Annotated in this window: 23 protein-coding genes and 2 tRNA genes; 8 read left to right on the top strand and 17 right to left on the bottom strand. The window is 59.5% G+C overall.

Translation table 11 applies throughout. The features are described 5' to 3' along the window. Nucleotides 1–524: 524 nt before the first annotated feature. Nucleotides 525–1427 carry a LysR family transcriptional regulator gene (locus tag Q0936_RS19075; RefSeq protein ID WP_299294917.1) on the bottom strand — a complete coding sequence of 301 codons (903 nt, stop codon included), beginning with the start codon at nt 1425–1427 and terminating at the stop codon, nt 525–527. Nucleotides 1428–1541: 114 nt separating this feature from the next. Between Q0936_RS19075 and Q0936_RS19070 the strand changes: the two genes are divergently transcribed. After that, the gene (locus tag Q0936_RS19070; RefSeq protein WP_299294918.1) at nt 1542–2219 is read left to right on the top strand and encodes an NAD(P)H-binding protein; all 678 of its coding nucleotides are present in this window, start codon (nt 1542–1544) and stop codon (nt 2217–2219) included. Between the two features lie 481 nt (nt 2220–2700). Here the strand turns inward: Q0936_RS19070 and Q0936_RS19065 are convergent. The 5 genes from Q0936_RS19065 to Q0936_RS19045 all read right to left on the bottom strand — a co-directional run bounded on the left by Q0936_RS19065 (nt 2701) and on the right by Q0936_RS19045 (nt 7404). After that, nucleotides 2701–2775: transfer RNA gene (locus tag Q0936_RS19065), tRNA-Glu, on the bottom strand. 91 nt (nt 2776–2866) lie between these two features. Further along, nucleotides 2867–4606, bottom strand: coding sequence for a single-stranded-DNA-specific exonuclease RecJ (gene recJ, locus Q0936_RS19060; protein WP_299294919.1), 1740 nt, complete (start codon nt 4604–4606; stop codon nt 2867–2869). An 88-nt stretch (nt 4607–4694) separates the two neighbouring features. Then, the gene (gene glpX / locus Q0936_RS19055) at nt 4695–5663 is read right to left on the bottom strand and encodes a class II fructose-bisphosphatase (protein ID WP_299294920.1); all 969 of its coding nucleotides are present in this window, start codon (nt 5661–5663) and stop codon (nt 4695–4697) included. Between the two features lie 33 nt (nt 5664–5696). Then, nucleotides 5697–6983: a homoserine dehydrogenase gene (locus Q0936_RS19050; protein WP_299146036.1), complete on the bottom strand. Its 1287-nt coding sequence runs from the start codon at nt 6981–6983 to the stop codon at nt 5697–5699. Nucleotides 6984–7119: 136 nt separating this feature from the next. Further along, entirely contained in the window at nt 7120–7404 is a 285-nt protein-coding gene (locus tag Q0936_RS19045) for a hypothetical protein (protein WP_299146035.1), read from the bottom strand. Nucleotides 7405–7510: 106 nt separating this feature from the next. On the opposite strand from Q0936_RS19045, the gene Q0936_RS19040 reads away from it, so the two are divergent. Then, complete coding sequence (locus Q0936_RS19040; protein ID WP_299294921.1) at nt 7511–8110, top strand: TetR/AcrR family transcriptional regulator; 600 nt, start codon at nt 7511–7513, stop codon at nt 8108–8110. A gap of 40 nt (nt 8111–8150) precedes the next feature. Here Q0936_RS19040 and Q0936_RS19035 read toward each other — a convergent pair whose 3' ends face one another. The 6 genes from Q0936_RS19035 to Q0936_RS19010 all read right to left on the bottom strand — a co-directional run bounded on the left by Q0936_RS19035 (nt 8151) and on the right by Q0936_RS19010 (nt 12738). Then, entirely contained in the window at nt 8151–9062 is a 912-nt protein-coding gene (locus tag Q0936_RS19035; protein ID WP_299146033.1) for a pirin family protein, read from the bottom strand. Between the two features lie 392 nt (nt 9063–9454). After that, complete coding sequence (locus Q0936_RS19030; protein WP_299294922.1) at nt 9455–9874, bottom strand: SRPBCC domain-containing protein; 420 nt, start codon at nt 9872–9874, stop codon at nt 9455–9457. Continuing rightward, nucleotides 9871–10191, bottom strand: a complete 321-nt coding sequence (locus tag Q0936_RS19025) for a metalloregulator ArsR/SmtB family transcription factor (protein WP_299146031.1) — start codon at nt 10189–10191, stop codon at nt 9871–9873. The genes Q0936_RS19030 and Q0936_RS19025 overlap by 4 nt, the downstream gene beginning before the upstream one ends. Beyond that, nucleotides 10188–10601, bottom strand: a complete 414-nt coding sequence (locus tag Q0936_RS19020) for a DUF4437 domain-containing protein (protein WP_299294923.1) — start codon at nt 10599–10601, stop codon at nt 10188–10190. The genes Q0936_RS19025 and Q0936_RS19020 overlap by 4 nt, the downstream gene beginning before the upstream one ends. 98 nt (nt 10602–10699) lie before the next feature. Next, complete coding sequence (locus tag Q0936_RS19015) at nt 10700–11455, bottom strand: hypothetical protein (RefSeq protein WP_299294924.1); 756 nt, start codon at nt 11453–11455, stop codon at nt 10700–10702. Beyond that, a complete protein-coding gene (locus tag Q0936_RS19010) occupies nt 11452–12738 on the bottom strand; it encodes a hypothetical protein (protein ID WP_299294925.1) in 1287 nt (428 codons plus the stop codon). Before Q0936_RS19010 ends, Q0936_RS19015 begins: the two co-directional genes overlap by 4 nt. 152 nt (nt 12739–12890) lie before the next feature. Here Q0936_RS19010 and Q0936_RS19005 point away from each other — a divergent pair, with 152 nt between their 5' ends. The 3 genes from Q0936_RS19005 (at nt 12891) to Q0936_RS18995 (ending at nt 15105) form a co-directional block, all read left to right on the top strand. Continuing rightward, nucleotides 12891–13319, top strand: coding sequence for an MmcB family DNA repair protein (locus Q0936_RS19005; RefSeq protein ID WP_299146027.1), 429 nt, complete (start codon nt 12891–12893; stop codon nt 13317–13319). 110 nt (nt 13320–13429) lie between these two features. Continuing rightward, a complete protein-coding gene (locus tag Q0936_RS19000) occupies nt 13430–14134 on the top strand; it encodes an outer membrane beta-barrel protein (protein ID WP_299294927.1) in 705 nt (234 codons plus the stop codon). A 188-nt stretch (nt 14135–14322) separates the two neighbouring features. Continuing rightward, on the top strand, nt 14323–15105 hold the full coding sequence (locus Q0936_RS18995) for a hypothetical protein (RefSeq protein WP_299294928.1): 783 nt from the start codon (nt 14323–14325) through the stop codon (nt 15103–15105). Between the two features lie 6 nt (nt 15106–15111). On the opposite strand, the gene Q0936_RS18990 is transcribed toward Q0936_RS18995, so the two are convergent. After that, complete coding sequence (locus tag Q0936_RS18990) at nt 15112–15300, bottom strand: DUF6324 family protein (protein WP_299146024.1); 189 nt, start codon at nt 15298–15300, stop codon at nt 15112–15114. Between the two features lie 82 nt (nt 15301–15382). Here Q0936_RS18990 and Q0936_RS18985 point away from each other — a divergent pair, with 82 nt between their 5' ends. The 3 genes from Q0936_RS18985 (at nt 15383) to Q0936_RS18975 (ending at nt 17023) form a co-directional block, all read left to right on the top strand. Next, nucleotides 15383–15865: a GNAT family N-acetyltransferase gene (locus Q0936_RS18985; protein ID WP_299294929.1), complete on the top strand. Its 483-nt coding sequence runs from the start codon at nt 15383–15385 to the stop codon at nt 15863–15865. 43 nt (nt 15866–15908) lie between these two features. Next, a tRNA-His gene (locus Q0936_RS18980) sits at nt 15909–15985 on the top strand. Nucleotides 15986–16138: 153 nt separating this feature from the next. After that, nucleotides 16139–17023, top strand: coding sequence for a YihY/virulence factor BrkB family protein (locus Q0936_RS18975; protein WP_299294931.1), 885 nt, complete (start codon nt 16139–16141; stop codon nt 17021–17023). On the opposite strand, the gene Q0936_RS18970 is transcribed toward Q0936_RS18975, so the two are convergent. Genes Q0936_RS18970 through Q0936_RS18955 form a run of 4 tightly spaced genes read right to left on the bottom strand, consistent with a single transcriptional unit; the run spans nt 17007 to nt 20699 of the window. Then, nucleotides 17007–17936, bottom strand: coding sequence for an AEC family transporter (locus Q0936_RS18970; RefSeq protein WP_299146022.1), 930 nt, complete (start codon nt 17934–17936; stop codon nt 17007–17009). The two genes, Q0936_RS18975 and Q0936_RS18970, sit on opposite strands and share 17 nt — an antisense overlap. Before the next feature lie 50 nt (nt 17937–17986). Continuing rightward, a complete protein-coding gene (locus Q0936_RS18965) occupies nt 17987–18790 on the bottom strand; it encodes an MBL fold metallo-hydrolase (protein WP_299294933.1) in 804 nt (267 codons plus the stop codon). Beyond that, on the bottom strand, nt 18787–19587 hold the full coding sequence (locus tag Q0936_RS18960; RefSeq protein ID WP_299146020.1) for a TatD family hydrolase: 801 nt from the start codon (nt 19585–19587) through the stop codon (nt 18787–18789). Before Q0936_RS18960 ends, Q0936_RS18965 begins: the two co-directional genes overlap by 4 nt. Continuing rightward, nucleotides 19584–20699 (bottom strand): DNA polymerase III subunit delta', encoded by a 1116-nt coding sequence (locus tag Q0936_RS18955; RefSeq protein WP_299378355.1) that lies wholly within the window; start codon nt 20697–20699, stop codon nt 19584–19586. Before Q0936_RS18955 ends, Q0936_RS18960 begins: the two co-directional genes overlap by 4 nt. Nucleotides 20700–20736: the final 37 nt, after the last annotated feature.

Below are 20736 nucleotides of genomic sequence, written 5' to 3'. Positions count from 1 at the left end.
ACGACAGGTGCCCAAAGGTCTTCCTTTCAGCAATCGCCCTCGCGGCAATCGTTATCTACTGGCTTTGACACTCAATGTGTCCTGGCCCTAAGGATATTCGTATGAGGCTTCGCTTTGATCTGCAATTGGTGTGGTGCCGGATGGCATTGCGCTTTCGGTTTGCGGAAAATACTGACTGAGACAACTGGCCCGCAGAACGCAAGCAGCCGACATGTGGAGACCACCATCGGCTGGTCATCGTGTTCAATTCACATGGGTTTGGCTTCGGGTCTGACTGTCTTTACGCCCAGTTTGAAAGTTTCTTGCTGGGACGTAGTCGAGACGTCGCAAAGCCCGCGGCCTGCGTTAAGCCATCTTGGGTACCGCTGGCCCAACGCTTGGTTGGGTTCTGGTCAACTGTTCAATGCGGTCAGGTTCCGGCTCAAAGCCGCGTTCGACCAATCATTGTGGCCCAGCGAATGTCAGCTTCCGGTGAACAGCGCCATGAAGCTAAGAGTTTAGGGGGCAGCTAAGGGGAAAGTGTCCTACGGTATAGCACATGCTTCGTTCAGCACGTCGCTTAGGAGCGCGCGGAGCCACTTGTTTTGAGGATCGTTGCGCGTCTTTTGGTTCCAACAGATTTTTTGAATTGCAGTTGGAAACGGGAGCGGCAGTGGAGAAGTTGACAGACCGAATGTCTCTGCGAACCGTGTCGCTATAGAACGCGGAAGAGCAACAACTGCGTCCAATTCGGCCACCATAGGAGGCAAAGCGTCAAAACGCGTGGTGCGCACAATGACGTGCCGTGCTTCTCCAGCGGCTTCCAATGCTTCGTCGGCGTAGGCGGGCTGTTCTTCGTCGAAAACCAAAGCAAGCTGGCGGCAATCCGCATATGCTTTTGCTGTCTTCGGGGCTTTGCGGTCTTTTCGGTGCAGTAAGACAAAGTCGTCCTGGTTAAAAATGCAAGCACCCATCCCGGCGGGCGGTTGGCCAGCTACAGTCAACGCTACGTCGAACGTTCCGTCGCGCAACTGGAGCCAAACAGACGTATGGTTGGTCTCAACCATTCTGAGCGTCACATTGGGTGCTTGCAAAAGGATTGCCTCTGCCAGACGCGGCCAATGAAGGATACGGATATCGTCGGACACGCCAAAGACGATCTCACCTGAAATTTTCGCAGGATCGAATTTCGAGGTGCTGAGCGTCCGCTGCAACAACGCTAGTGGGTCCCTTACCTCCGCCCACAATACTTCGGCACGCGGCGTTGGTATGATCCCAGTTGGGCTCCGGTCAAACAGCCGGTCCCCTGTCAGGTCGCGCAAACGTGCCACGGCTTGACTGACTGCAGGTTGCGACCTGTTCAACTTTTCCCCCGCCGCGCGCAAATTACGCTCTTTCATGACGGCATCAAAAACAACAAGCAGGTTTAGATCAATGTTACCCCTCATCTGTTTTCCTTATGACCTGATGTGATCTCATTATTGGATCGCATTGCAGGTGTCACTCATATTCATCCTCAGAAGACGTTGACTTAACCCAATCGAACCTCAGGAGAACACATCATGCGTATCGTTGTCGTCGGAGCAAATGGAACAACTGGCCAAGAGGTCGTTACACAAGCACTTGCCGCAGGGCACGAAGTTATCGGGGCCGTGCGCCGTCCTGAAGCACTGTCGCACATCAAAGGCGTAAAGGTTGCCAAGATCGATTTGTCGGATGCGGGCACTTTAAGCACAGCCATGCAGGGTGCTGATGTCGTGATCTCGACTCTCGGCCACGGTGGCATTGGCGCGGCGATGAAGTTCACAACACTTTATAGCGACGCGACACGTACCATCCGCACCGCTATGCGCGCGGCTGGTGTAAAGCGCATTATGGTGCTCTCATCTGGCGGGACCGTCGACAATGATATGGCACCAGGCTTCTATACCAGACTGCTGCGCCGCCTGTTAATCAATACCTATACGGACATGGCGCGGATGGAGACGATCCTTGAAGAAAGCCCAGACCTGGAATGGACCATTGTGCGTCTCACCTACCTGCGCAAGGGGCCAACCAAGCCTTTCCTTGCGCAAGAAGGGAAGCTGGATCGAGGGAACTTCCAGATCCACTTTGTCGACGCGGCGCGCTTTATCGTTGACGAACTGACTGCACGTGAATGGATCAACGCGCATCCGGTTCTGGGGTATGACAAAGGTGCAAAAGCATTCTCAAACTCCGCGACCAGCACATTGGCCTGATAACTCTCAAAACGGTTCATTTGACATCGGGTGCGCCCGACAACAGGGCGCGCCCATGTTGGTAAACGGCCGTCGTTTCGTTTGTAACGAAGGGCAATTTTGAGCGATGAGACTGCGAGGTTGCTGTAAAGTGTAAGAGCTTGTGTGAACTGACAGCACCAGAAAACATGACGGGCCACATTTTCCAAAACTTCATCTACTTTGCTATCCAAGGCGTCTGGGAATTCGAAGCTAAAACAGACTGAGTTCCGGCCCGATCTGTGTACCGTGCAACGTGCACTGGCGGGGGGCTGAGTTCGAGATGGACGCTGATACGCCCCGATCCAAGCTTAGGCGTGGTTCTTGACTCTGCTCAGTGGGGCTCAGGGCTTGCGATCCGTGGACATGGAGCCAACAGACACCGATCAGTGTGTCTCAGCTGTTCACAACGTAAACCGCTCCAGACGTAAGCGTTTATTAACGCGTTAACTTATTGGATGCATGGCATCCCGTAGGGGAATCGAACCCCTCTTTCCAGGTTGAAAACCTGGCGTCCTAACCGATAGACGAACGGGACACATGGTGTGAGCGGTTGTCTAGTTAATCGGCAATTCCGGCGCAAGCGGAAAAATCGTCTTTGAACCAGTTTGTCGCGTCTATCCCTCGTGTCAGGCCGGCGCCGCGTCCTGTAGTTGCAGTTGCACGCTCTGACGTCCGCGAAACGTGTTGATTTCAAGCCGCCCTGCCAAATGAAACGGCGCGCCGCCATGATCAGACAAAGCGGGGCCCAGCGGTGTGTCAAAGGCGCCAAAGGCAATTGCGTCCAACCTTGTGCCACCTTGCGTGCCAAAGGTGAGTTTAAGGTGCGTTTCACCAACCCTGCTGGCATGCAAAATCTGGACCGCCGAAAAGGCATAACGCGGTCCGGGCGCACCTGCGCCAAACGGTCCCGCCGCTTCGATCTGCTCTAGCAACTCGATTGTCGCCGCCGCGGGCATCAAGGCTGCATCCAGGCGCAAGTCCGCAGGGCCAAGCGCATCTGCACCCTGCCGTGATAGTAATTCAGCCAAACGGGCCATGGCCTCGTCAATCTTGTCCTCGGCCACTGTCAGGCCAGCGGCCATTTTGTGGCCTCCGCCCTTTATCAAAAGACCTTCGGCGGCCAGTCGCTGTATCGGCGCGCCAAGGTCGATGCCAGAGACCGAGCGCCCGGATCCTTTGCCGATCCCATCTTCGATACCAATCACGACGGCAGGTCGGTGCGTCGCTTCTTTCAATCTGGCGGCAACAATCCCCACAACGCCCGGATGCCACCCAGGCCCAGCGGCCCAGGCCAATGGCCCATCCGCGCCACGTTCCTCGCATTGGGCGAGGGCCTCTGCGCGGACACGGGCTTCGATGTCGCGTCGCTCTGCGTTCAGGTTGTGCAACCGTTCCGCCAACGCGGCTGCTTCATGCGGATCATCCGTCGCCAAAAGGCGGGCGCCCAGATCCGCCTGCCCAATCCGCCCGCCTGCATTGATCCGCGGCCCCAGCATGTATCCCAGATGATAAGGCGTCGGCGCGGTGTCGAGGCCAGCAATATCCGACAGAGCCACCAACCCCGGCCGATCCCTGCGGGCCATGACTTTTAACCCCTGCCGGACAAAGGCTCTGTTCACGCCGACCAACGGGGCCACGTCAGAAACCGTGGCAAGACCAACCAGATCCAGCATGTCCATCAGGTTTGGACCGCTGTGGCCTGATACGCGCATCTGCCTGCCGGCTTCGACCAGCACAAGAAAGACAACCGCCGCTGCGCACAGATGCGCCAGATCGCCGTTTTCATCCTGTCGGTTCGGGTTCACAACCGCGAGCGCATCGGGCAACGTCTCGCCGCCCAGGTGGTGATCAAGGACAATAACGTCCGCGCCATCTGCCGCCGCAATAGGGCCGTGCGACAGGGTTCCGCAATCGACACAGATGATCAGGTCGTGCCGCGCCGCCAATGCGGACATGGCCGCCTCGTTGGGGCCATAACCTTCATCGATCCGGTCCGGCACATAAAGCGTCGCGGCAATGCCCTGCGTCCGAAACCAACAGAGCAGCAGAGCCGCCGAACTGCCTCCGTCGACATCATAGTCTGCAAAAACTGCGATCCGTTGGCGTTGTGACACGGCGGCCAAAATCCGGGCCGCTGCACGTTCCATGTCTCGCAGACTGCGTGGGTCAGGCATCAAATCCCGCAATGTCGGCGCGAGGTATGCCTGTGCTTCGTTTGCCGACACCCCCATCCGGGCAAGGATCTGACACACCGGACGCGGCAGGCTCGTTTGTTGAACAAGCGTTTCAGCGGCCCGGTCCGTTGCAGCATCCGGACCCACCCAACGCCGTCCCGTCAACGAGTGTTCAACACCCAGAAATGCCACGCAGCCCTTTCCTTTCGCTTCAAATACCTCCGCCGGAGGCAAAAGTCCCAAGGGACGGGGTCAAAACCCGTCCCCAAGGCTGCCAGGATCAGACCGTGTGCGTCGGTGTGCGGTAGCTCATGCGCCGCACCGAACCGGTTTTGGACCGCATCAACAGGGTTTCGCAAGTCAACCAACCGGGCTCACGATGGACCGCTTGCAACAACGAACCATCCGTGACGCCTGTGGCGGCAAAGATCACATCTTGCGTGACCATGTCGTCGCGGCGGTAAATCCGGTTGAGGTCTGTGATGCCCGCCTTCGCCGCGCGGCCCTTTTCGTCATCGTTGCGGAACAACAGCTTGCCGTAGATTTGGCCACCCATGCATTTGAGCGCGGCCGCGGCCAGAACACCTTCGGGTGCGCCGCCTTCGCCCATATACATGTCGATCCCCGTGGACGGATCGGCACAGTGCATGACACCCGCAACATCGCCGTCCGTGATCAGACGGATGGATGCGCCTGTTGCGCGCACTGCGGCGATCATGGGTTCGTGCCGTGGGCGTTCCAGAATGCAGACGGTGATGTCCGCGGCGGTGCATCCCTTGGCCTTGGCGAGTGCTGCAACACGCTCTTCCGGCGACATGTCCAGTGTTACAGTGTCAGTATCAAAGCCGGGACCAATCGCCAGTTTGTCCATATACACGTCTGGTGCATGCAGCATGGAACCGCGTGGCCCCATGGCGATCACGGTCAGCGCGTTGGGCATATCCTTGGCCGTCAGAGTAGTGCCTTCCAGCGGATCCAGCGCGATGTCCACGCCGGGTCCTGTGCCGGTGCCCACTTCTTCACCGATGTAGAGCATGGGCGCTTCGTCCCGCTCGCCTTCACCGATGACGACGACACCGGAGATGTCCAGCATATTCAGCTGTTCCCGCATCGCGTTCACGGCTGCCTGGTCCGCAGCCTTTTCATCGCCATGCCCCACCAGTCGCGCCGAGGCGAGGGCGGCGGCTTCGGAGACGCGGGCAAGGCCCAGCGACAGGAGGCGATCCTGAAATTGTGCGGTAGCAGTCATGAAACAAAGTCCTTTTGTTTGAAATATGAGGCGTCAAACGGCTTCGATGCGCAAGACGACGGGGTCCGAGGCAAGGACCCCGGTAGATTGCATGGATGCCAAAGCCGCGTCGACGGCCGCGCGTGTGCAAGTATGGGTCACGATGAGGACAGGGGCAGAGGTGTCGCTGTGTCCGTATTGACGCATCCGGTCGATGCTGACGCCCGCGTCTCCCAGCACTGTGGCGATCTTGGCCAATGCACCGGGTTTGTCGACCAGCGACATACGCAAATAGTACGGGGCGGGCAGCACGGATGTTGCGCGTGGCGCGCTGTCCAAGGTCGATGCTGGCTGGCCGAACACCGGCAGGCGTGTGCCGCGCGCGATGTCACAGACATCTCCCATCACTGCGGATGCGGTGGGGCCTTCGCCCGCACCGGGGCCGCGCAGAACGACCTGTTCCACGGCGTCACCTTCGATGGCGACCATGTTGGTTCCGCCTTGCAGTTGTCCAAGCGGGGAAGTGTCCGGCACAAGACAGGGCATCATGCGTTGTTCCAGGCCGCGCCCGGTGCGCTGTGCGACACCCAGCAGTTTGATCTTGTAGCCCATGTCGGCGGCGTGACGGATGTCTTCGATGCTGACGCGTTCGATCCCCTCCAATTCGATGCCGTCAAAGTCCACTCGGGTGCCAAAGGCGATGGCCGACAGAATGGCCAGCTTGTGCGCGGCGTCGATGCCACCCACATCCAGTTGCGGATCAGCTTCGAGGTATCCGAGGCCGTCGGCTTCGGCAAAGACCTCTGCGTAAGACAGCCCTGCGTTTTCCATACGTGTCAGGATGTAGTTACATGACCCGTTCATCACGCCGACGATGCGCTTGATCTCGTTTCCGGCCAAGCCTTCGGTCAGAGCCTTAATCACAGGGATACCACCTGCAACAGCCGCCTCATAACGCAGCGATACGCCCGCCGCCTCTGCGGCCTCGGCCAGTGCCTGCCCATGTATGGCCAGCATTGCCTTGTTCGCAGTCACAACATCCTTGCCAGCGGCAATGGCGGCTTCAACCGACGCTTTGGCCGGGCCATCAGTCCCGCCCATCAACTCGACATAGACGTCCACATCGTCGCGCGTTGCCAGTGCGACGGGGTCGTCTTCCCAGGCATAGGCGGAAAGGGACACGCCACGGTCCTTGGTGCGGCTGCGCGCGCTCACGGCGGAAATCGAAATCTCACGCCCCGTACGGGCCGACAACAGAGCTGTCTGTTGCCGAATGATGCGGACCACTCCGATGCCAACGGTTCCCAGTCCGGCAATGCCAAGGCGCAGCGGCGTGTTCATGTGGTGGTCCTTTTTTGGGCATATGCCGCAGGACGCGGCGTCGCAGGCGATGTAGCGGGTTCCTGCCGGGGGTGCAATTGCCCCTGCAATGCGGCGCGGTGTCGATTGTGCATTCGGTCAGCGATTGCCTGCCGTTTCAGCGGATGCCCTGCCGCAGCCGCGCGCGCGTCGCGGCATCCACGATCGGTCGCCGTTGCAGCGCATTGGCCCGCGCACGCAAGGCGGCGACGCGCCGGTTCAGGGTTTGTGTGGTTTGGTCCGGATCCGATACAATCGGGTCTGATGCCGCCAAGAGTGGTTCCAGAGGCACCAGTGCTGGAAAATCGGCGTTGGCCACATCCGGAGATACCGTGCTGTCGAGCTCGGGAAATTGTGCGCAGGCGGCGAGCACCAGGCAGAACAGGATGGGCGTTGCGCGCATGGCAAGACGGGTCCACGTCGGTCACTGTTGCCATGGTGATGCACCATGGGCCCGCGTGGTGCAAGCATCGCTTGGTTTGATCCTCGGCTTGGGATAAATCCGGCCCATGGCACGGACCACAGGATCACATTCGGACATCACAGGGCCACGGGTCCGCGCAGCGGCGTTGACGCTCTTTGCGCGTCACGGGTTCGCAGCGGTTTCCATGCGCCAGATCGCAACAGAAGTTGGGGTGCAGGCAGGCGCGCTATACAATTACACGCCCGACAAGCAGACGCTGCTGTTTGAGTTGATGCGGGATCATATGGTGGAACTGTTGGCGGCCTGCCGTGACGCTCCCGATGCAAGCCCAATCGAGCGGCTGGAGCGATTTGTGCGGTTTCACATCGCCTTTCACCATGAGCGTCCCGATGCGGTTTTCATTGCGTATATGGAGTTGCGCAATCTCGAGCCGGACAATTTCGAGGAGATTGAATCGCTCCGGCGACGCTACGAGACAGTTTTGGAAGAGATTCTGCAGGCGGGGGTGGCATCAGGCACGTTTGCGGTCACGGACAGCAAGATTGCAACCTTGGCTGTGATCGCCATGCTGACTGGTGTGAACACTTGGTTCCGCACGGGCGGCAGGCTCAGTCTGGTCGGTGTGCAGGATCAGTATTGGGACATGGTCCGGCGTTTGGTCGGGGCGGCGGGTGGCTCTGTTTGACCTCACGGTCAAAGGCGCCCACCCACCGACCCTTGGCGCACTAATGGGCCGGTTTGATGAAAGTCCCGTTGCGCAAGTCTTGCATGGCTTGTTCGATCTCTTGATGCGTGTTCATGACAATGGGGCCGTGCCAAGCGACCGGTTCGTCGATAGGCGCGCCCGAGATGAGCAGGAATCGGATGCCCGAAGGTCCGGCCTGCACCGTCACTTCGTCGCCTGAACCAAACCGGATCAGCGTGCGGTCGCCGGACATGTCCCGAATGTGGACTTCTTGCCCCGCGACTTCCTTTTCCAGCAGCACCCCGGATGGGGCCGAAGCATCGGCAAAGGCGCCTGTTCCTTGAAACACATAGGCAAAAGCACGGCGGTACGTGTCGATGGGGAAGGTTTTCTTTATGCCGGGTGGGACGTAGATATCGAGGTATTGGGGATCCGCGGCAATGCCATCCACTGGCCCGGTTTGCCCCCAGAACGTCCCGGTGATGATCCGAACATGGGTGCCGTCATCATCGGTGATCTCTGGGATGTCTGCCCCCGTGATGTCCTGGTAGCGTGGTGCCGTCATCTTTTGGGCGGCGGGCAAGTTGCCCCAAAGCTGAAATCCGTGCATCTGGCCCTTGGCGTTGCCGTGTGGCATCTCCTGGTGGAGGATGCCGGACCCCGCCGTCATCCATTGGACCGAACCTGCCCCAAGTGTCCCTGCATTTCCCAGTGAATCGCTGTGTTCCACCGTGCCTTCAAGCACATAGGTGATCGTTTCGATGCCGCGGTGCGGATGCCACGGGAAGCCTTTTTCAAAATGTTCCGGCACATCGTTTCGGAAGTCGTCAAAGAGCAGGAAGGGATCGAGTTCGCTTGGGTCCTGAAAACCAAATGCGCGGTGCAGGTGTACGCCTGCGCCCTCGAGTGTCGGTTGTGCTGGCCGGGTTTCGAGTGTGGGTCTGAGGGACATGGACGTCTCCTTTCATCCTTGCGTTGCTGCAAAGATAGCGGCGTCAGGCAAGATCGCAATTTGCGGGAACGAACCAACTCTGTGCGCGCGTGCGGATTGGCGCGCTGTGGCTTATGTGACGGGACCACCTCAACCGTGCGGTTCTCTCATTCCCGAGGACCTGTATATACAGGTGGGCGCCAGGTAACCGGGCCAGGGCCCGGACAGAGCCAGCTCCCTCGGAATTGCTTAAGGCCACCGGAATGCAACCGTCCACAAGAAGGGCAGAACCCGTCACTGGGTTACATAGGGCGCGGGTGGGCCTGACACAAGGCGACCTGTGGCGCCTTTTCGTTTCTGTTTGATGGACCGGCTGCGCCACTCTGATAAGCGGCGCAACCGGAAGATGGGGCTCAGCCGTTGTTGTGGATGTGGCCGCGCATCTGCATAAGATGATCGTCCCACCCCTTGTCGAGGGCGAGGGTAAGGTCAAAGGCGGCCGCACCTTGTGGCAGGCCAGTGTGCAACAGCGCCAGTTCTGTGCCGCCTGCCACTTCACGCAGGGTCCATTTGACTGTGCTGACTGCATCGCCCATGGGGCCGACGGTGAAGGTGTACTCGAGGTGCTCGGGCGCGCGGGCTGTCACAACCTTTCCCCAGATCAGTAGATCTCCGCTCTTGGTGCCGAACAGCTCCAGAGACGCGCCTTCCGCGAGCGGTTCTTTGGGTGCATGAAACCATTTTGCGAGGTGTTCAGGCTGGGTGAGATAGGCCCAGACCTGCTCGCGTGGGGCCTTGAGGAAAATGGTTTTGCGCAGAACTGTCTCGGTCATTGGGTGTCCTTTTCGATGGCGGATTTGAGGTCGCTGAGGCGGTCGTCCCAGAAGTGGTCAAAGATGTCGAACCAACTCAGCACCGGGGCCAGACCGGTGGGGTTCAAGCGGTTGATACGTTCGCGGCCCCGTGTTTCGACCGTGATGAGCCCACCGTCGGTGAGGACGGTCAGGTGTTTTTTGACGGCGGCGCGGGTCATATCGAACCGGCCGGCAACCTGACCGATGGTCATGTCCTGCGTTGTGAGCATGTGCAGGATGTCCCGGCGGGTTGGATCGGCCAGCGCGCGAAACGCATTTTGTGTCTGGTCCGTCATGGTGTCACCGGAACAAAATCAAATGGCCCGTCCTGGTACAGCATCGTGACACAAGGGGTGGCGGATACGCAGGACGAGACATGCGGGAGCCCGCCGGGGATTTCATAATATGCGCCGGGACCGACGACCGGGGCCTTGGCCGTGTCTGGCATTGAGTGCGTCATCTGACCCTTGATCATGACACCGTACATGGTGGCTGACTTGGTATGTGCTGGGCTTACGGTGCCTGCGGGCAATTCAACCATGGCAAAATAGGCGCCATTGTGGCGGTCACCGGACAATGGGGCAAATGCCACCCCTTCCGGTGTTGTGTCCCAGTTGAGGGTCTCAACAGGTGCAAGCGTGATTTTGGGATCGCTGGCCAAGGCCGATGTGGCCGCAAGGCATATCGCGAAAGCGAGTTTTTTCATGTTTGGCATCCAATATGATTCCATTTGGTATCATATTAATTAGATACCTTTTGGTATCACGTCAAGGCGCGCGATTCCAGCATGAGACCGCCCATTGGTCACTGCGCTGGTTGGGTAAATCCGTAGGTGTCCAATTCTTCTGGCAGCAGGACATAAATCTGGTCGGGTGGGGTGCTGAGCGCGTGCTGCATAACCAATGGGTCAATGCCCATGTCGTTGAGATACGTCATGACCTCACCTTGGCCGCGCTGAATATCTTCGACTGCGAAAGCAGCAGGTAGAAATGTGTTTTCGCCAAAGTAGTGCTGGTGCACGCCGACAGATGCATCGGGGTCGATGTCACGTTCTACGCCTGCCGCCAACAGGTAGGGGCAGGCAGAATAGCAGAATTCGCCAGACAACATCCGGGTGCTGATGCCTTGCGAGCGGATGAAACGGCCCAGCGCCAGTGCATCCTGTACCGATCCACCGGGGCTTTGCAGGATGAGGGTGTCCGGTGCTGGTTCAGCTTGGGTCAGCATATCCGACAGGCGGTCAGCATCGCCAGCGCTGATACCACCCTCAAGCCGGTACGTTGCGCCGTCGCTTTGAGCCAGTACAAGGCGATCGGGCAGTTCGCCGGGATTGCGGGCCGGTTGTACAACTGGTCGGTCGCGGTCGGGCCTGAATGTGCGGCGTTGGTCTCCGGGGCGCACCGGTTCGGTCAGGCGGGGCGCGCTTGGACCCAAGGTCGGGAGCCGCAGGCCTTGCATATCGCCGAGGATCAGCAAACCGCCAATGCCCAGTTGAAACACCAACACCCCCATCAGGATGCGCGCGACGGGGCCGCGCGTGCGAACAGGCTGCGTGCTCATTCCGCAGCCTTGGCGGGTGGGCGCGCAACAGGTGCTAGCGGTGGCGTAGTGTCGGGTGCTGTCATTGCGGTTTCCACGTCGCGCACTGCGGCAAGGGCTGCGCGCAGTTCTGCGAGGGTCAAGGTGTCTTCGACTGCGGCACCTTCGCGTCCGCCACGAATGGCGGATTGTGTGATGGCCAGGATGAACACCAAAACCGCAGGCAGCAGGTCAATGGCAATGGCACCTGCCCATGAGGGCACGAAATTGCGGGCATAAAGGATCACGGCGTCAGCGGAAGAGATCGGCGTATAGGTGACGTCCGTCGCAGGTTGCAGCGCCACAACGGCCTGAGCCGCGCGTTCGAGGGTCGTGGCGCGCTGGGCCAATACTTCGAGCACCGACGAAATGGTAGCGGCCTGATCCGTGCGCCCTTGCTCCGTGGTGCTGTCCAGCTCTGGCAGAACCACCGACGCCGCGAGGTCCTGTGCGGCGCGCTCAACCAAAGGGGCCACAGACAATTGTCGAATTTGGGTGATCAGACCGGCCAGCCGCACGGCTTGTTCCGAAAACTCGACGCTGCGGGCCTCTACCGGTCCGGGTTCGACGGTAAGCGCACGCATCCGGCTGAGAATGGCGTTGCCCTCGGCAAATGCGCTCTCCACCAGTGGGGTTTGGGCGCTGATCTGTCCTTCCAGGCCGGACAACTCTGCCGCTTTCTGGCGCAGGACACGAAACACTGCGCCGCGACCGGCCAATCCGGACAGCGCACCGGCGGCTTCCTGTTCGCTCAGGTCTTCGAACGACTGGCGTACACGTGCGACATCGCGCTCGAGGGATTGCGCGGTCAGTGCCACTTCGTGCGCACGCTCAAGGCTGGATTGGTAGTCCTGAACCGTTTTGGCAAGGTGCTGTTCAACAGCAGCGGACCCCGCCAGAGCGGCGGCGTTCAACCACGACGACATAGCGACAATCGCCAGCGACCCCGCTCCCATGGCGACAATCAACCCGATGCGCGCCTGAGCGGTGCGTACCGCCGGGAAAAGACGCATCATATAGGACCAGAACACAAAGATGCCGACCGACACGGCAACCGAATAGGCGATGGCGGCAAAGACCGACATCGCTCCGTTTTCATCCAAGAGCGACGACACACCGAGATATGTGTAGATACCAGAGGCCACAGCGAGAACGCCCAAGGCTGTGCCCGAAAACGTGTCGAGCCAGCTCAGATGCCCTTCGAGTTCGCGGGCGTATCTGACGCCGCGTGCCTGTGCGTCGGTCAGGCGGGTGTCGTTGCTCATCAGGTGTCCTCGTCTCTGTCAGGGCGCAGCCTAGCGCGTTTGTTAACCTAAGCGCTGGTGCCCAAGGCGCAAGTGCGTGGGCGGCGCTTGCATTTGTTCAGGTTTTGTTCATATTTTGAAAAATGGACACCGTGCTTGAACAAAACGCCTTGATGCCCGGCCAACTTTTGGCGCGGGGGGTCGCGCGCCACTTGGCGTCGCTCGGATGGGCCACAGTCGAAGAGTTGGTGCCGACACGCGGTTTGCGCGTGGACGTGATGGCGCTTGGTCCCAAAGGCGAGATCTGGGTTGTCGAATGCAAGTCCAGCCGCGCGGACTTCATGTCTGATGGCAAGTGGGAAGGGTACCTGGAGTGGTGTGACCGCTTTTTCTGGGCTGTGGACGGCGATTTTCCGGTCGACCTATTGCCCGAAGGCACCGGGTTGGTCATTGCAGATGCCTATGATGCCGAAATCATCCGCATGGCCCCCGAGGACAAGCTTGCACCCGCGCGGCGCAAGGTGATGGTGCAAAAATTTGCGACCCATGCGGCCCGGCGATTGCAAAACCTACGTGACCCTGGCGCTGCGCTTGGGTGGTAAGAGGCGCGCCGCGCAATCGATCACGGATCGGTCATCTGACGTGATCGCATAAGACCCGTCTGTCCCGCGTTTTCATCGTGTCACGTTTGAAACAAGGGACATGCCACACCATGAAACGAAACGCTTCTTCCCGCGCGGCTTTGCTGACTGCCGCCGCATTTTGTGCAACCGCCGCCGCCTCTGGCGCAATGGCCCAGGACAGTGGCCGCTATGGCTTTGTCTATGGTGGGGCGGTTCTGAACAGCGACCTGAACACCAGCGGTATCATCGGCGGCAACCCGCAAACCGTCGACACCGACTATGACGACGGGTTCCAGTTCGGTCTCGGCGTCGGCCTTCGGTTGCCTCAATGGAGCACGGACAACGTCGGCGTGCGGGTCGAGTTGGACCTCAGCTATTCGGATACAGATGCGGACGAGATCCGGTTTTCAGGCAATGGTCCCAATCCTGAGGTGAACGTATCCGGCGGTCTGCAATCGACCACGCTGTTTGCAAACATTCTGGCCGATTTTGATACGGGCAGCGCGGTCACCCCCTTTGTCGGCGCGGGCTTGGGTGTTGGTCGGTTCTCGCAGGACCTGGTTTACGGGCCTGGCGTACAGGTCAACGAAAGCGACACCGCTTTTGGGGCGCAGTTGATCGCGGGTGTTGCATGGCAGGTGTCGGACCGCGTCACGTTGACGGCCGATACGCGCTATCGGCGCTTTTTTGATGTGGAATCAAACAGGTTTGCCCCCTCGGGTGCATCGACCGGTGTGGTAAGTGGTGACGTGAGTGCCGTGTCGCTCAATCTGGGCGCACGGATCGCATTCTGAGGTGGCAAGTCGCGCGCTGCGACCCGGTATGTGGCCCCCATCTTAACATGTGCCCTGCAGTTGCGTGATTGGCAGGCCATCCGTCCAGTCGGGTGGCCTGCCGCATTTTGCGCGGCGCGCAACGATCTAGGCCGACGGTCAAAGTCACGGTATGGTTGTGCCGCGATTTGGACCAAAGGGCTTTTTCAATGACTGATAATCCGAACATCACCACCGCACTTGGCGACATCCGCCGCGATCTGGGCCGGTTGGAAGGCAAGCTGAGCAAAGAGGACGACGGCAACGGCGGAGGTTGGGACCCTGTCAAATACATCACTGCCGTCGCCGCGATGGTCACAGCCGTCATGGCGATTTATTCAGGCGTTCTGGGCTGGAGCAAGGACCGCATCGCAATTGATCAGGCACCTGCATCGGCGCTGAAGACCGAGTTGGGCAATCAAAAGCTGCAGCTCGAAATCGAGCAACTCCTCGCAGAGCTGGACGCGCAAACGGTCGCGGATATTCAAAGTGATCCGGGCGGCACCGAAACGTTGATCAATGACATTCGCGCGGCAGTTGATGCCTTGCGGCAAAGTTCGTCCGAGGAGTTGGTGGGTATTCTGGTGATGCTCGGTTTTTTCTGGGTTCTGTTTCGCGGGGTAGGGATCGCGCAGGCAACGGTACAGACCTTTTGGCAATACGTTGTGTTCGGCGTGAACCAAGCGATGCGCCTGTGGCTGGACAGGCGGAAAGCCTATTCACGGACCATGTCGATATTGAACACGCTTGTCACTGTGACGGTCTCCCAAGTTCCGTCGCTGTTCTTTTTGTATATGCGCGTGTTGCTGTTTTTCGGTGCCGTGGTGCCCTATTTCCTGAGCATCGCGGGCCTGTCACCCCATGGCCCTGCGATGTCACAGGCGCTGGTTCTGATGCTGGACTACAAACCATACGAGGCTTTGAGCGTCGTGTTGAACGCAATGGGCGGCTGACCGCTTTTAGCGCTTCATCGCCTCGGCGGCCTTGGCGGCGGCCCGGATTTCGTCGGCAATTTCGCTGGCTTCTTCTGGGTCGAAATCCATTGGGATTTCAACGCCTTTGGCCTCGATATAGATGCGCACCATGCCTTGATCGGTTGGCCCGATTTGCAGGTTGGCTTCGATGTCGCGTTCGCTGTTGATGCCCATGGTCGCCTCCGGTGCTGACAGAGCGGATGTGCTAGCCTGCATGGGCTTGAAAGGCAAGCGGACGCGGTGCACAGTGGTCCGTATGAGTGAAACGATCCTGCGCCCGTTCCAAGCAGAAGATACCGATTGGCTGGTTGATCAACATGCCTTTCTGTACGCGAGCGACGATGGGTTCGACGACACCTTTGGCCCATTGGTCCGGTCCATTCTGGATGGATATGTGTCGGACCATGATCCGGCCTGTGAACAGGGGTGGATCGCCGAAGCTGGCGGTGAACGCCTTGGGTCGATTTTCTGTGTACGTCACGACGAGCAAACGGCCAAACTGCGCCTGTTCCTGTTGGTGCCACAGGCGCGGGGCAGGGGTGTTGGGCGCATGTTGCTACAACGCTGTATGGGATTTGCGAGAGGCAATGGATATACTGGCATGACGCTGTGGACGCATGAAAGCCACCGTGCAGCCTGCGCACTCTATGCGCGCACCGGATGGGAGCTGACCGTGTCCAAACCAGTGCATTCCTTCGGTCAGGATCTGGTGGAGCAGACGTGGGTTTATCGGTTTTGACGGTCTTGCATTCGGTGGGACTCATGGGTATTTGAACCCCAGTGCCGCCTTAGCTCAGTAGGTTAGAGCGCCTGATTGTGGATCAGGAGGTCCCCCGTTCGAGCCGGGGAGGTGGTACCACCCCTTTACATCCGAAACGTTTTCGCGGCGCAGGACGACTGGCAGGTTAGAGCATTCAGTCTGGTTGTGCCTACGCTCAACGGGCACCGGAGTTTGGCAATCTGCGCCTACGGCGCTATTTGTCGTCGACGTATGAAAGAGCCACCTGCCCCGATGTCAGAATCTCCAGAGTCTTCGTCCCGCCCGCCCAAGAACCCGGCGCTGTGGTGGCGTGCGATACAGCACGTGTTTCGTTTGATGGATGAAAAGAACCTCGGGTTAATCTCTGCGGGTGTGGCGTTCTACGCCATTCTCGCGGTTTTCCCGGGTCTTGCCGCCACGATTGCACTTTGGGGGATCGTCGGGGACCCGGCGCTGGCCCTCGAACAGTTGGAAGAGTTTCGGGCGGTGATTCCTGCGGACGTGTACCGTTTGTTGGCAGGACAGCTCATTAAGCTGTCGACCACGGACGGGCTGACATTGGGGTGGGCATCGCTGGTGTCCTTTGGTTTTGCGCTTTGGTCGGCGCGGGCCGGTGTTGCGGCCCTGATGCGTGGGCTGAACGCGATTTACGATGCCCCGAACAGGTCGGGCATATCCCATTACGCGCGTGCCTTTCTGCTAACCGGCAGTCTGATTGGCGTTTTGCTTGTCGCAATGGCCTGTATCGTGATTTTGCCAGTGATACTGGCCTTTGTTCCACTTGGTCCTTGGGCCGGCTTTGGTATCGAAGTGTTGCGTTGGGGCGTTGGCATTTCTGTTTTGCTGGTCGGCTTTGCAGTGATCTACCGGCTGGGCCCCAACCTCAAAGGCAAACGGCCAAAGCTGATCTCGCCCGGCGCGATATTTGCCGCGGTTGGATGGATCGCGGCCTCGGTTGGGTTTTCGATCTACCTGCGGAATTTCGGCACCTACAATGAGGTCTACGGATCTATTGGTGCCGTGATCGTAATGCTGATGTGGCTGTTTATCAGCGCCTATCTGGTCTTACTGGGCGGTGCGCTGAACGCTGAACTGGCCCGGGCGCGTCGGGCGCACCTGTCTATCCCAGAACCGTAATCCACATCCACGCGGTCAAAACCGTCAGCGCCGTTGCAACCAGAACCGACGTGGCCGCGACGCGGCGCGCGCGCCCATACATGTTGGCAAAGATATAGCCGTTGACACCCGGCGCCATCGCCGCTGTCAGCACTCCGGGCTGGAACACGTCTTTCGGCACGGCAAGCGCTGTGCCAAGGCTCCACGTAATAGCAGGATGCAGGATCAGCGATACGGCGCACACCATGGCAATCACCCGTGCATCGCCTTCAGGCTTGTACTGTATCAACACACCGCCAAGCGCGAATAGAGCCGTGGGCAGGGCCGCCCGAATGACCAGGTCGAGGCCGTCACGCAAAACACCGGGCAGTGGGATGCCGCCAAGGTTGACGACAAAACCGGCGATAATGGCCAACACCAGCACATTGCGAAACATGGCCCGCGCCACACCGCGCACCATCACCAGCGGCGATTGCCCACGGTTGCGCGCAATCTCCATCGCCGTGATGCCCAGCCCGTAGCAAAACGGTGAGTGGAACGCGATAATCGTGTATGCGCCCGCCAAAGCATCCGGACCATAGGCGCGTTCGTTGATGGCCAGCCCCAGCAGAACGGAATTTGAAAACAGACAGCAAAACCCGATGGCGATGCTGTCTTCGATGTTTCTTTTGAACAGATAGAACGCCGCTGCCGTGCCAACGGCAAAGCCAGACGCGGCACCCACATAAAAGCTGGCCAGCAGTCGGATATCGAGGCTTGCCTGCAGATCGAGGTTTGCGATGGCCATGAACAGCAGGCAGGGAATGGCAAAGTTTTGCGAGAATTTCATCAGGGCATCAACGCCCTGAGACGTGAAAAACCCGCGCCACACAGCAACATAGCCGAACCCGATCACGACAAAGACCGGCAGGATAACCTCGAGAAGGGCTTGCATGGTCAGGCCTCTGCAGCAGGGGACCAACACGGTCCATCAATGAAATGGTGTCAGGTCACCGGAACCGTGATTGTCATGCCGTCATACGCGGGTTCAACATGCGCCGGTGTCTCTGCCAGAACGGTGTCGTAGTCGAGGTCGATGTGCATGTTGGTCAAGACGGCGCGTTTGGGTCTGACCTTTTCGATCCAAGCCAGTGTGTTCTCAAGATGGCTGTGCGTCGGATGCGGGTCACGGCGCAAGGCATCCACGATCCACACATCCAGATTTTCCAGATGCGCCCAGGCATCATCCGGAACAGACGCCACATCCGGCAGATAAGCGACACCGTTTACGCGAAATCCCAGCGCATCAATCGACCCGTGTGACACCTCGAAATGCGACAGTGTGATTGGCCCGCCCGGTCCGTCGATCAAGGTATCACTGGATAGTGTGTTCAATTCCAGAATAGGCGGGTAGGGTGAGCCCTTGGGTTGGACAAAAACATAGCCGAACCGCGACAGCAGGGCATCCTGAGTGGCCCCGTCCGCCCATACAGGCAGGCGTTCGCGCATGTTAAAAACAATCATGCGCAGGTCATCAATTCCGTGCACGTGGTCCGCATGGGCGTGGGTATAGACAACGCCGTCGAGGCGGCCGATGCCTGCGTCCAGCAGTTGGTTGCGCAAATCGGGCGACGTATCGACCAGCACGCTGGTGGTGCCATTCGGGCTGGTGCGCTGGATCAACAGGGAACAGCGTTGGCGGCGATTCTTGGGGTTGGCGGGGTCGCATGCGCCCCAATGTCCACCCAAACGTGGAACGCCCCCGGATGATCCGCATCCAAGAATGGTAAAGGTCAAACTGTCCGTCATGCCGGCACTGTGTAGGCCGCAGCCTTGGCAAACAAGCGGTCAAAGTTCTTTTGGGTTTGCTCCGCGAACGCAGCATAGTCTACGCCCATCGTTTCAGCCGCGCGTTGTGCGGTATGTGCGGTGAATGCCGGTTCGTTCCGTTTGCCGCGATGTGGCGGCGGCGCAAGGTAGGGCGCATCGGTTTCGACCAGCAGTCTGTCCATGGGCACGGATGCAAAAATGTCCCGGAGTTCCTGGCTTTTGGGAAAGGCGGTGATGCCCGACATGCTCAGGTAGAACCCCAGATCAAGCGCGGCGTGCGCCAAGGCTTGCGAGGACGAAAAACAGTGCATGACGCAGGTATACGCGCCGTTTGTATGCTCCTCAGCCAGGATACGCGCCATGTCATCGTCCGCGGCACGTGCATGGATGATCAGTGGCAGACCCGTCTCGCGGGCCGCTGCAATATGGATGCGCAGCGACTGTTTCTGCACCTCCGCACTGTCCGAGGTATAGTGATAATCGAGCCCGGTCTCGCCAATGCCCACGAATTTGGGGTGCTGTGACAGCACAATCAGGTCATCCACCGTCGCCATCGGCTCGTCCGCGGCGCTCATGGGGTGTGTGCCAGCTGCATAAAACACGGGTGCATATGTCTCTGCGATGGCGCGCACCTGCGGTTCCAACCTGAGCTTGGTGCAGATGGTTACCATCCGTGTCACACCCGCCGCTTCGGCGTTTGCGATGATCTCAGGCAATCCGCCCTCAAAGTCGGGGAAATCGAGGTGGCAGTGGCTGTCGGTGATTTCGGGTGTCATCGGGCGGGCGCCGTCTCGGAAAGTTTGAAGAGCGTATCTAGGACCAGCGCGGCAGGGTCAAGGTTGACTGCACGCCCATGACGCGCCCGTGAAAGAGCCGTTTGTGCGGTGCTGGCCCAAGCCTGTGCTTGCCGTGTGTCGTGGGCAAGGCGTTGGAAAATCTCGGCTTCGTTCGGGGCGGCGTTCACGGTGGGGGGGTGGCCAGCCCCAGTGCGTGCCAGCCGCGCCAACGCGACATCCATCAAGGTGTAAAGCAGGTCAAGTTTTTGATCCGACCCGCGTTGCGCCGCTGCCTCTGCCAGAGCCAGCGCGCGGGCACGGTCAAGGTTCGGCATCGTGCCCAACAGGCTGACAATCTCCTGATAAATACGCAGACCGTCAAGCAGTGTCAGGCGCATTGCCTCCCCCACTGAACCTGCGCCCAGCTCGGCCAAGGCGGCACTATCTGGTCCCGGATCGACACCGGCCTGCGCCATCGCCGCGGCCATATCCTGCGCATCCAGAGGACCGAGCCGAAGGGTTCTGCAACGCGACCTGATGGTGGGCAACAAACGGCTGGGCTGGTGGCAAATCAGCAGCAAGGTCGTGCGCGCGGGCGGCTCTTCGAGCATTTTGAGAAGCGCATTGGCGGCGTTGACGTTCATTTCGTCCGCAGCGTCAATGATGACCACTCGGCGACCACCATCTGTGGCGGAGAGTTGAAAAAAGCTGCCGAGCGCGCGGATGTCCTCGATGGTGATCTGATCACGCAGTCGTTTGGTTTTGTCGTTTTCTGTGCGGTGTACCGATTTCAAACCTGGTTCTGCGCCTGCCGCGATACGCCGCGCCACAGGATGTTCGTCTGACACATCCAAACTGCTTGGCGCTGGCGCGCCGAACATGTCATTTGGGTCCGGATCCGGCGTGCAGAGCAGGAACCGCGCGATGCGCCAGGCCAATGTGGCCTTACCAACCCCGCGCGGCCCCGTGATCAGCCAAGCATGGTGCAGACGGCCAGAGTTGAACGCGTCCAGAAACGTCGCTTGCGCCGCGTCTTGCCCCATTAGTCGGGGTGTCTCAGACGGGTGGGGCGCGCCGGGCACGCGTGTTGGATCTTGGGTCTCGTCGGCCATGGCGATGCTTTACCACTCATGGCAGGTCAGGGGCCAG

It is taken from the genome of uncultured Tateyamaria sp., from assembly GCF_947488715.1.
Classification (GTDB): domain Bacteria; phylum Pseudomonadota; class Alphaproteobacteria; order Rhodobacterales; family Rhodobacteraceae; genus Tateyamaria.
This window is presented reverse-complemented; position numbering and strand designations above follow the sequence as displayed.

Excerpts from the sequence above, each read along its gene's own strand:
- Q0936_RS18965 (WP_299294933.1), bottom strand. The coding sequence starts at position 18,790 with ATGACGGACAGTTTGACCTTTACCATTCTTGGATGCGGATCATCCGGG.
- Q0936_RS19070 (WP_299294918.1), top strand. The coding sequence starts at position 1,542 with ATGCGTATCGTTGTCGTCGGAGCAAATGGAACAACTGGCCAAGAGGTC.
- Q0936_RS19010 (WP_299294925.1), bottom strand. The coding sequence starts at position 12,738 with ATGAGCAACGACACCCGCCTGACCGACGCACAGGCACGCGGCGTCAGA.
- glpX (WP_299294920.1), bottom strand. The coding sequence starts at position 5,663 with ATGACTGCTACCGCACAATTTCAGGATCGCCTCCTGTCGCTGGGCCTT.
- Q0936_RS18985 (WP_299294929.1), top strand. The coding sequence starts at position 15,383 with ATGAGTGAAACGATCCTGCGCCCGTTCCAAGCAGAAGATACCGATTGG.
- Q0936_RS18970 (WP_299146022.1), bottom strand. The coding sequence starts at position 17,936 with ATGCAAGCCCTTCTCGAGGTTATCCTGCCGGTCTTTGTCGTGATCGGG.
- Q0936_RS19035 (WP_299146033.1), bottom strand. The coding sequence starts at position 9,062 with ATGTCCCTCAGACCCACACTCGAAACCCGGCCAGCACAACCGACACTC.
- Q0936_RS19075 (WP_299294917.1), bottom strand. The coding sequence starts at position 1,427 with ATGAGGGGTAACATTGATCTAAACCTGCTTGTTGTTTTTGATGCCGTC.
- Q0936_RS19040 (WP_299294921.1), top strand. The coding sequence starts at position 7,511 with ATGGCACGGACCACAGGATCACATTCGGACATCACAGGGCCACGGGTC.
- Q0936_RS18995 (WP_299294928.1), top strand. The coding sequence starts at position 14,323 with ATGACTGATAATCCGAACATCACCACCGCACTTGGCGACATCCGCCGC.
- Q0936_RS19020 (WP_299294923.1), bottom strand. The coding sequence starts at position 10,601 with ATGAAAAAACTCGCTTTCGCGATATGCCTTGCGGCCACATCGGCCTTG.
- Q0936_RS19025 (WP_299146031.1), bottom strand. The coding sequence starts at position 10,191 with ATGACGGACCAGACACAAAATGCGTTTCGCGCGCTGGCCGATCCAACC.
- Q0936_RS19030 (WP_299294922.1), bottom strand. The coding sequence starts at position 9,874 with ATGACCGAGACAGTTCTGCGCAAAACCATTTTCCTCAAGGCCCCACGC.
- Q0936_RS19005 (WP_299146027.1), top strand. The coding sequence starts at position 12,891 with ATGCCCGGCCAACTTTTGGCGCGGGGGGTCGCGCGCCACTTGGCGTCG.
- Q0936_RS18955 (WP_299378355.1), bottom strand. The coding sequence starts at position 20,699 with ATGGCCGACGAGACCCAAGATCCAACACGCGTGCCCGGCGCGCCCCAC.
- Q0936_RS19050 (WP_299146036.1), bottom strand. The coding sequence starts at position 6,983 with ATGAACACGCCGCTGCGCCTTGGCATTGCCGGACTGGGAACCGTTGGC.
- Q0936_RS18975 (WP_299294931.1), top strand. The coding sequence starts at position 16,139 with ATGTCAGAATCTCCAGAGTCTTCGTCCCGCCCGCCCAAGAACCCGGCG.
- Q0936_RS19000 (WP_299294927.1), top strand. The coding sequence starts at position 13,430 with ATGAAACGAAACGCTTCTTCCCGCGCGGCTTTGCTGACTGCCGCCGCA.
- Q0936_RS19045 (WP_299146035.1), bottom strand. The coding sequence starts at position 7,404 with ATGCGCGCAACGCCCATCCTGTTCTGCCTGGTGCTCGCCGCCTGCGCA.
- Q0936_RS18990 (WP_299146024.1), bottom strand. The coding sequence starts at position 15,300 with ATGGGCATCAACAGCGAACGCGACATCGAAGCCAACCTGCAAATCGGG.
- Q0936_RS19015 (WP_299294924.1), bottom strand. The coding sequence starts at position 11,455 with ATGAGCACGCAGCCTGTTCGCACGCGCGGCCCCGTCGCGCGCATCCTG.
- Q0936_RS18960 (WP_299146020.1), bottom strand. The coding sequence starts at position 19,587 with ATGACACCCGAAATCACCGACAGCCACTGCCACCTCGATTTCCCCGAC.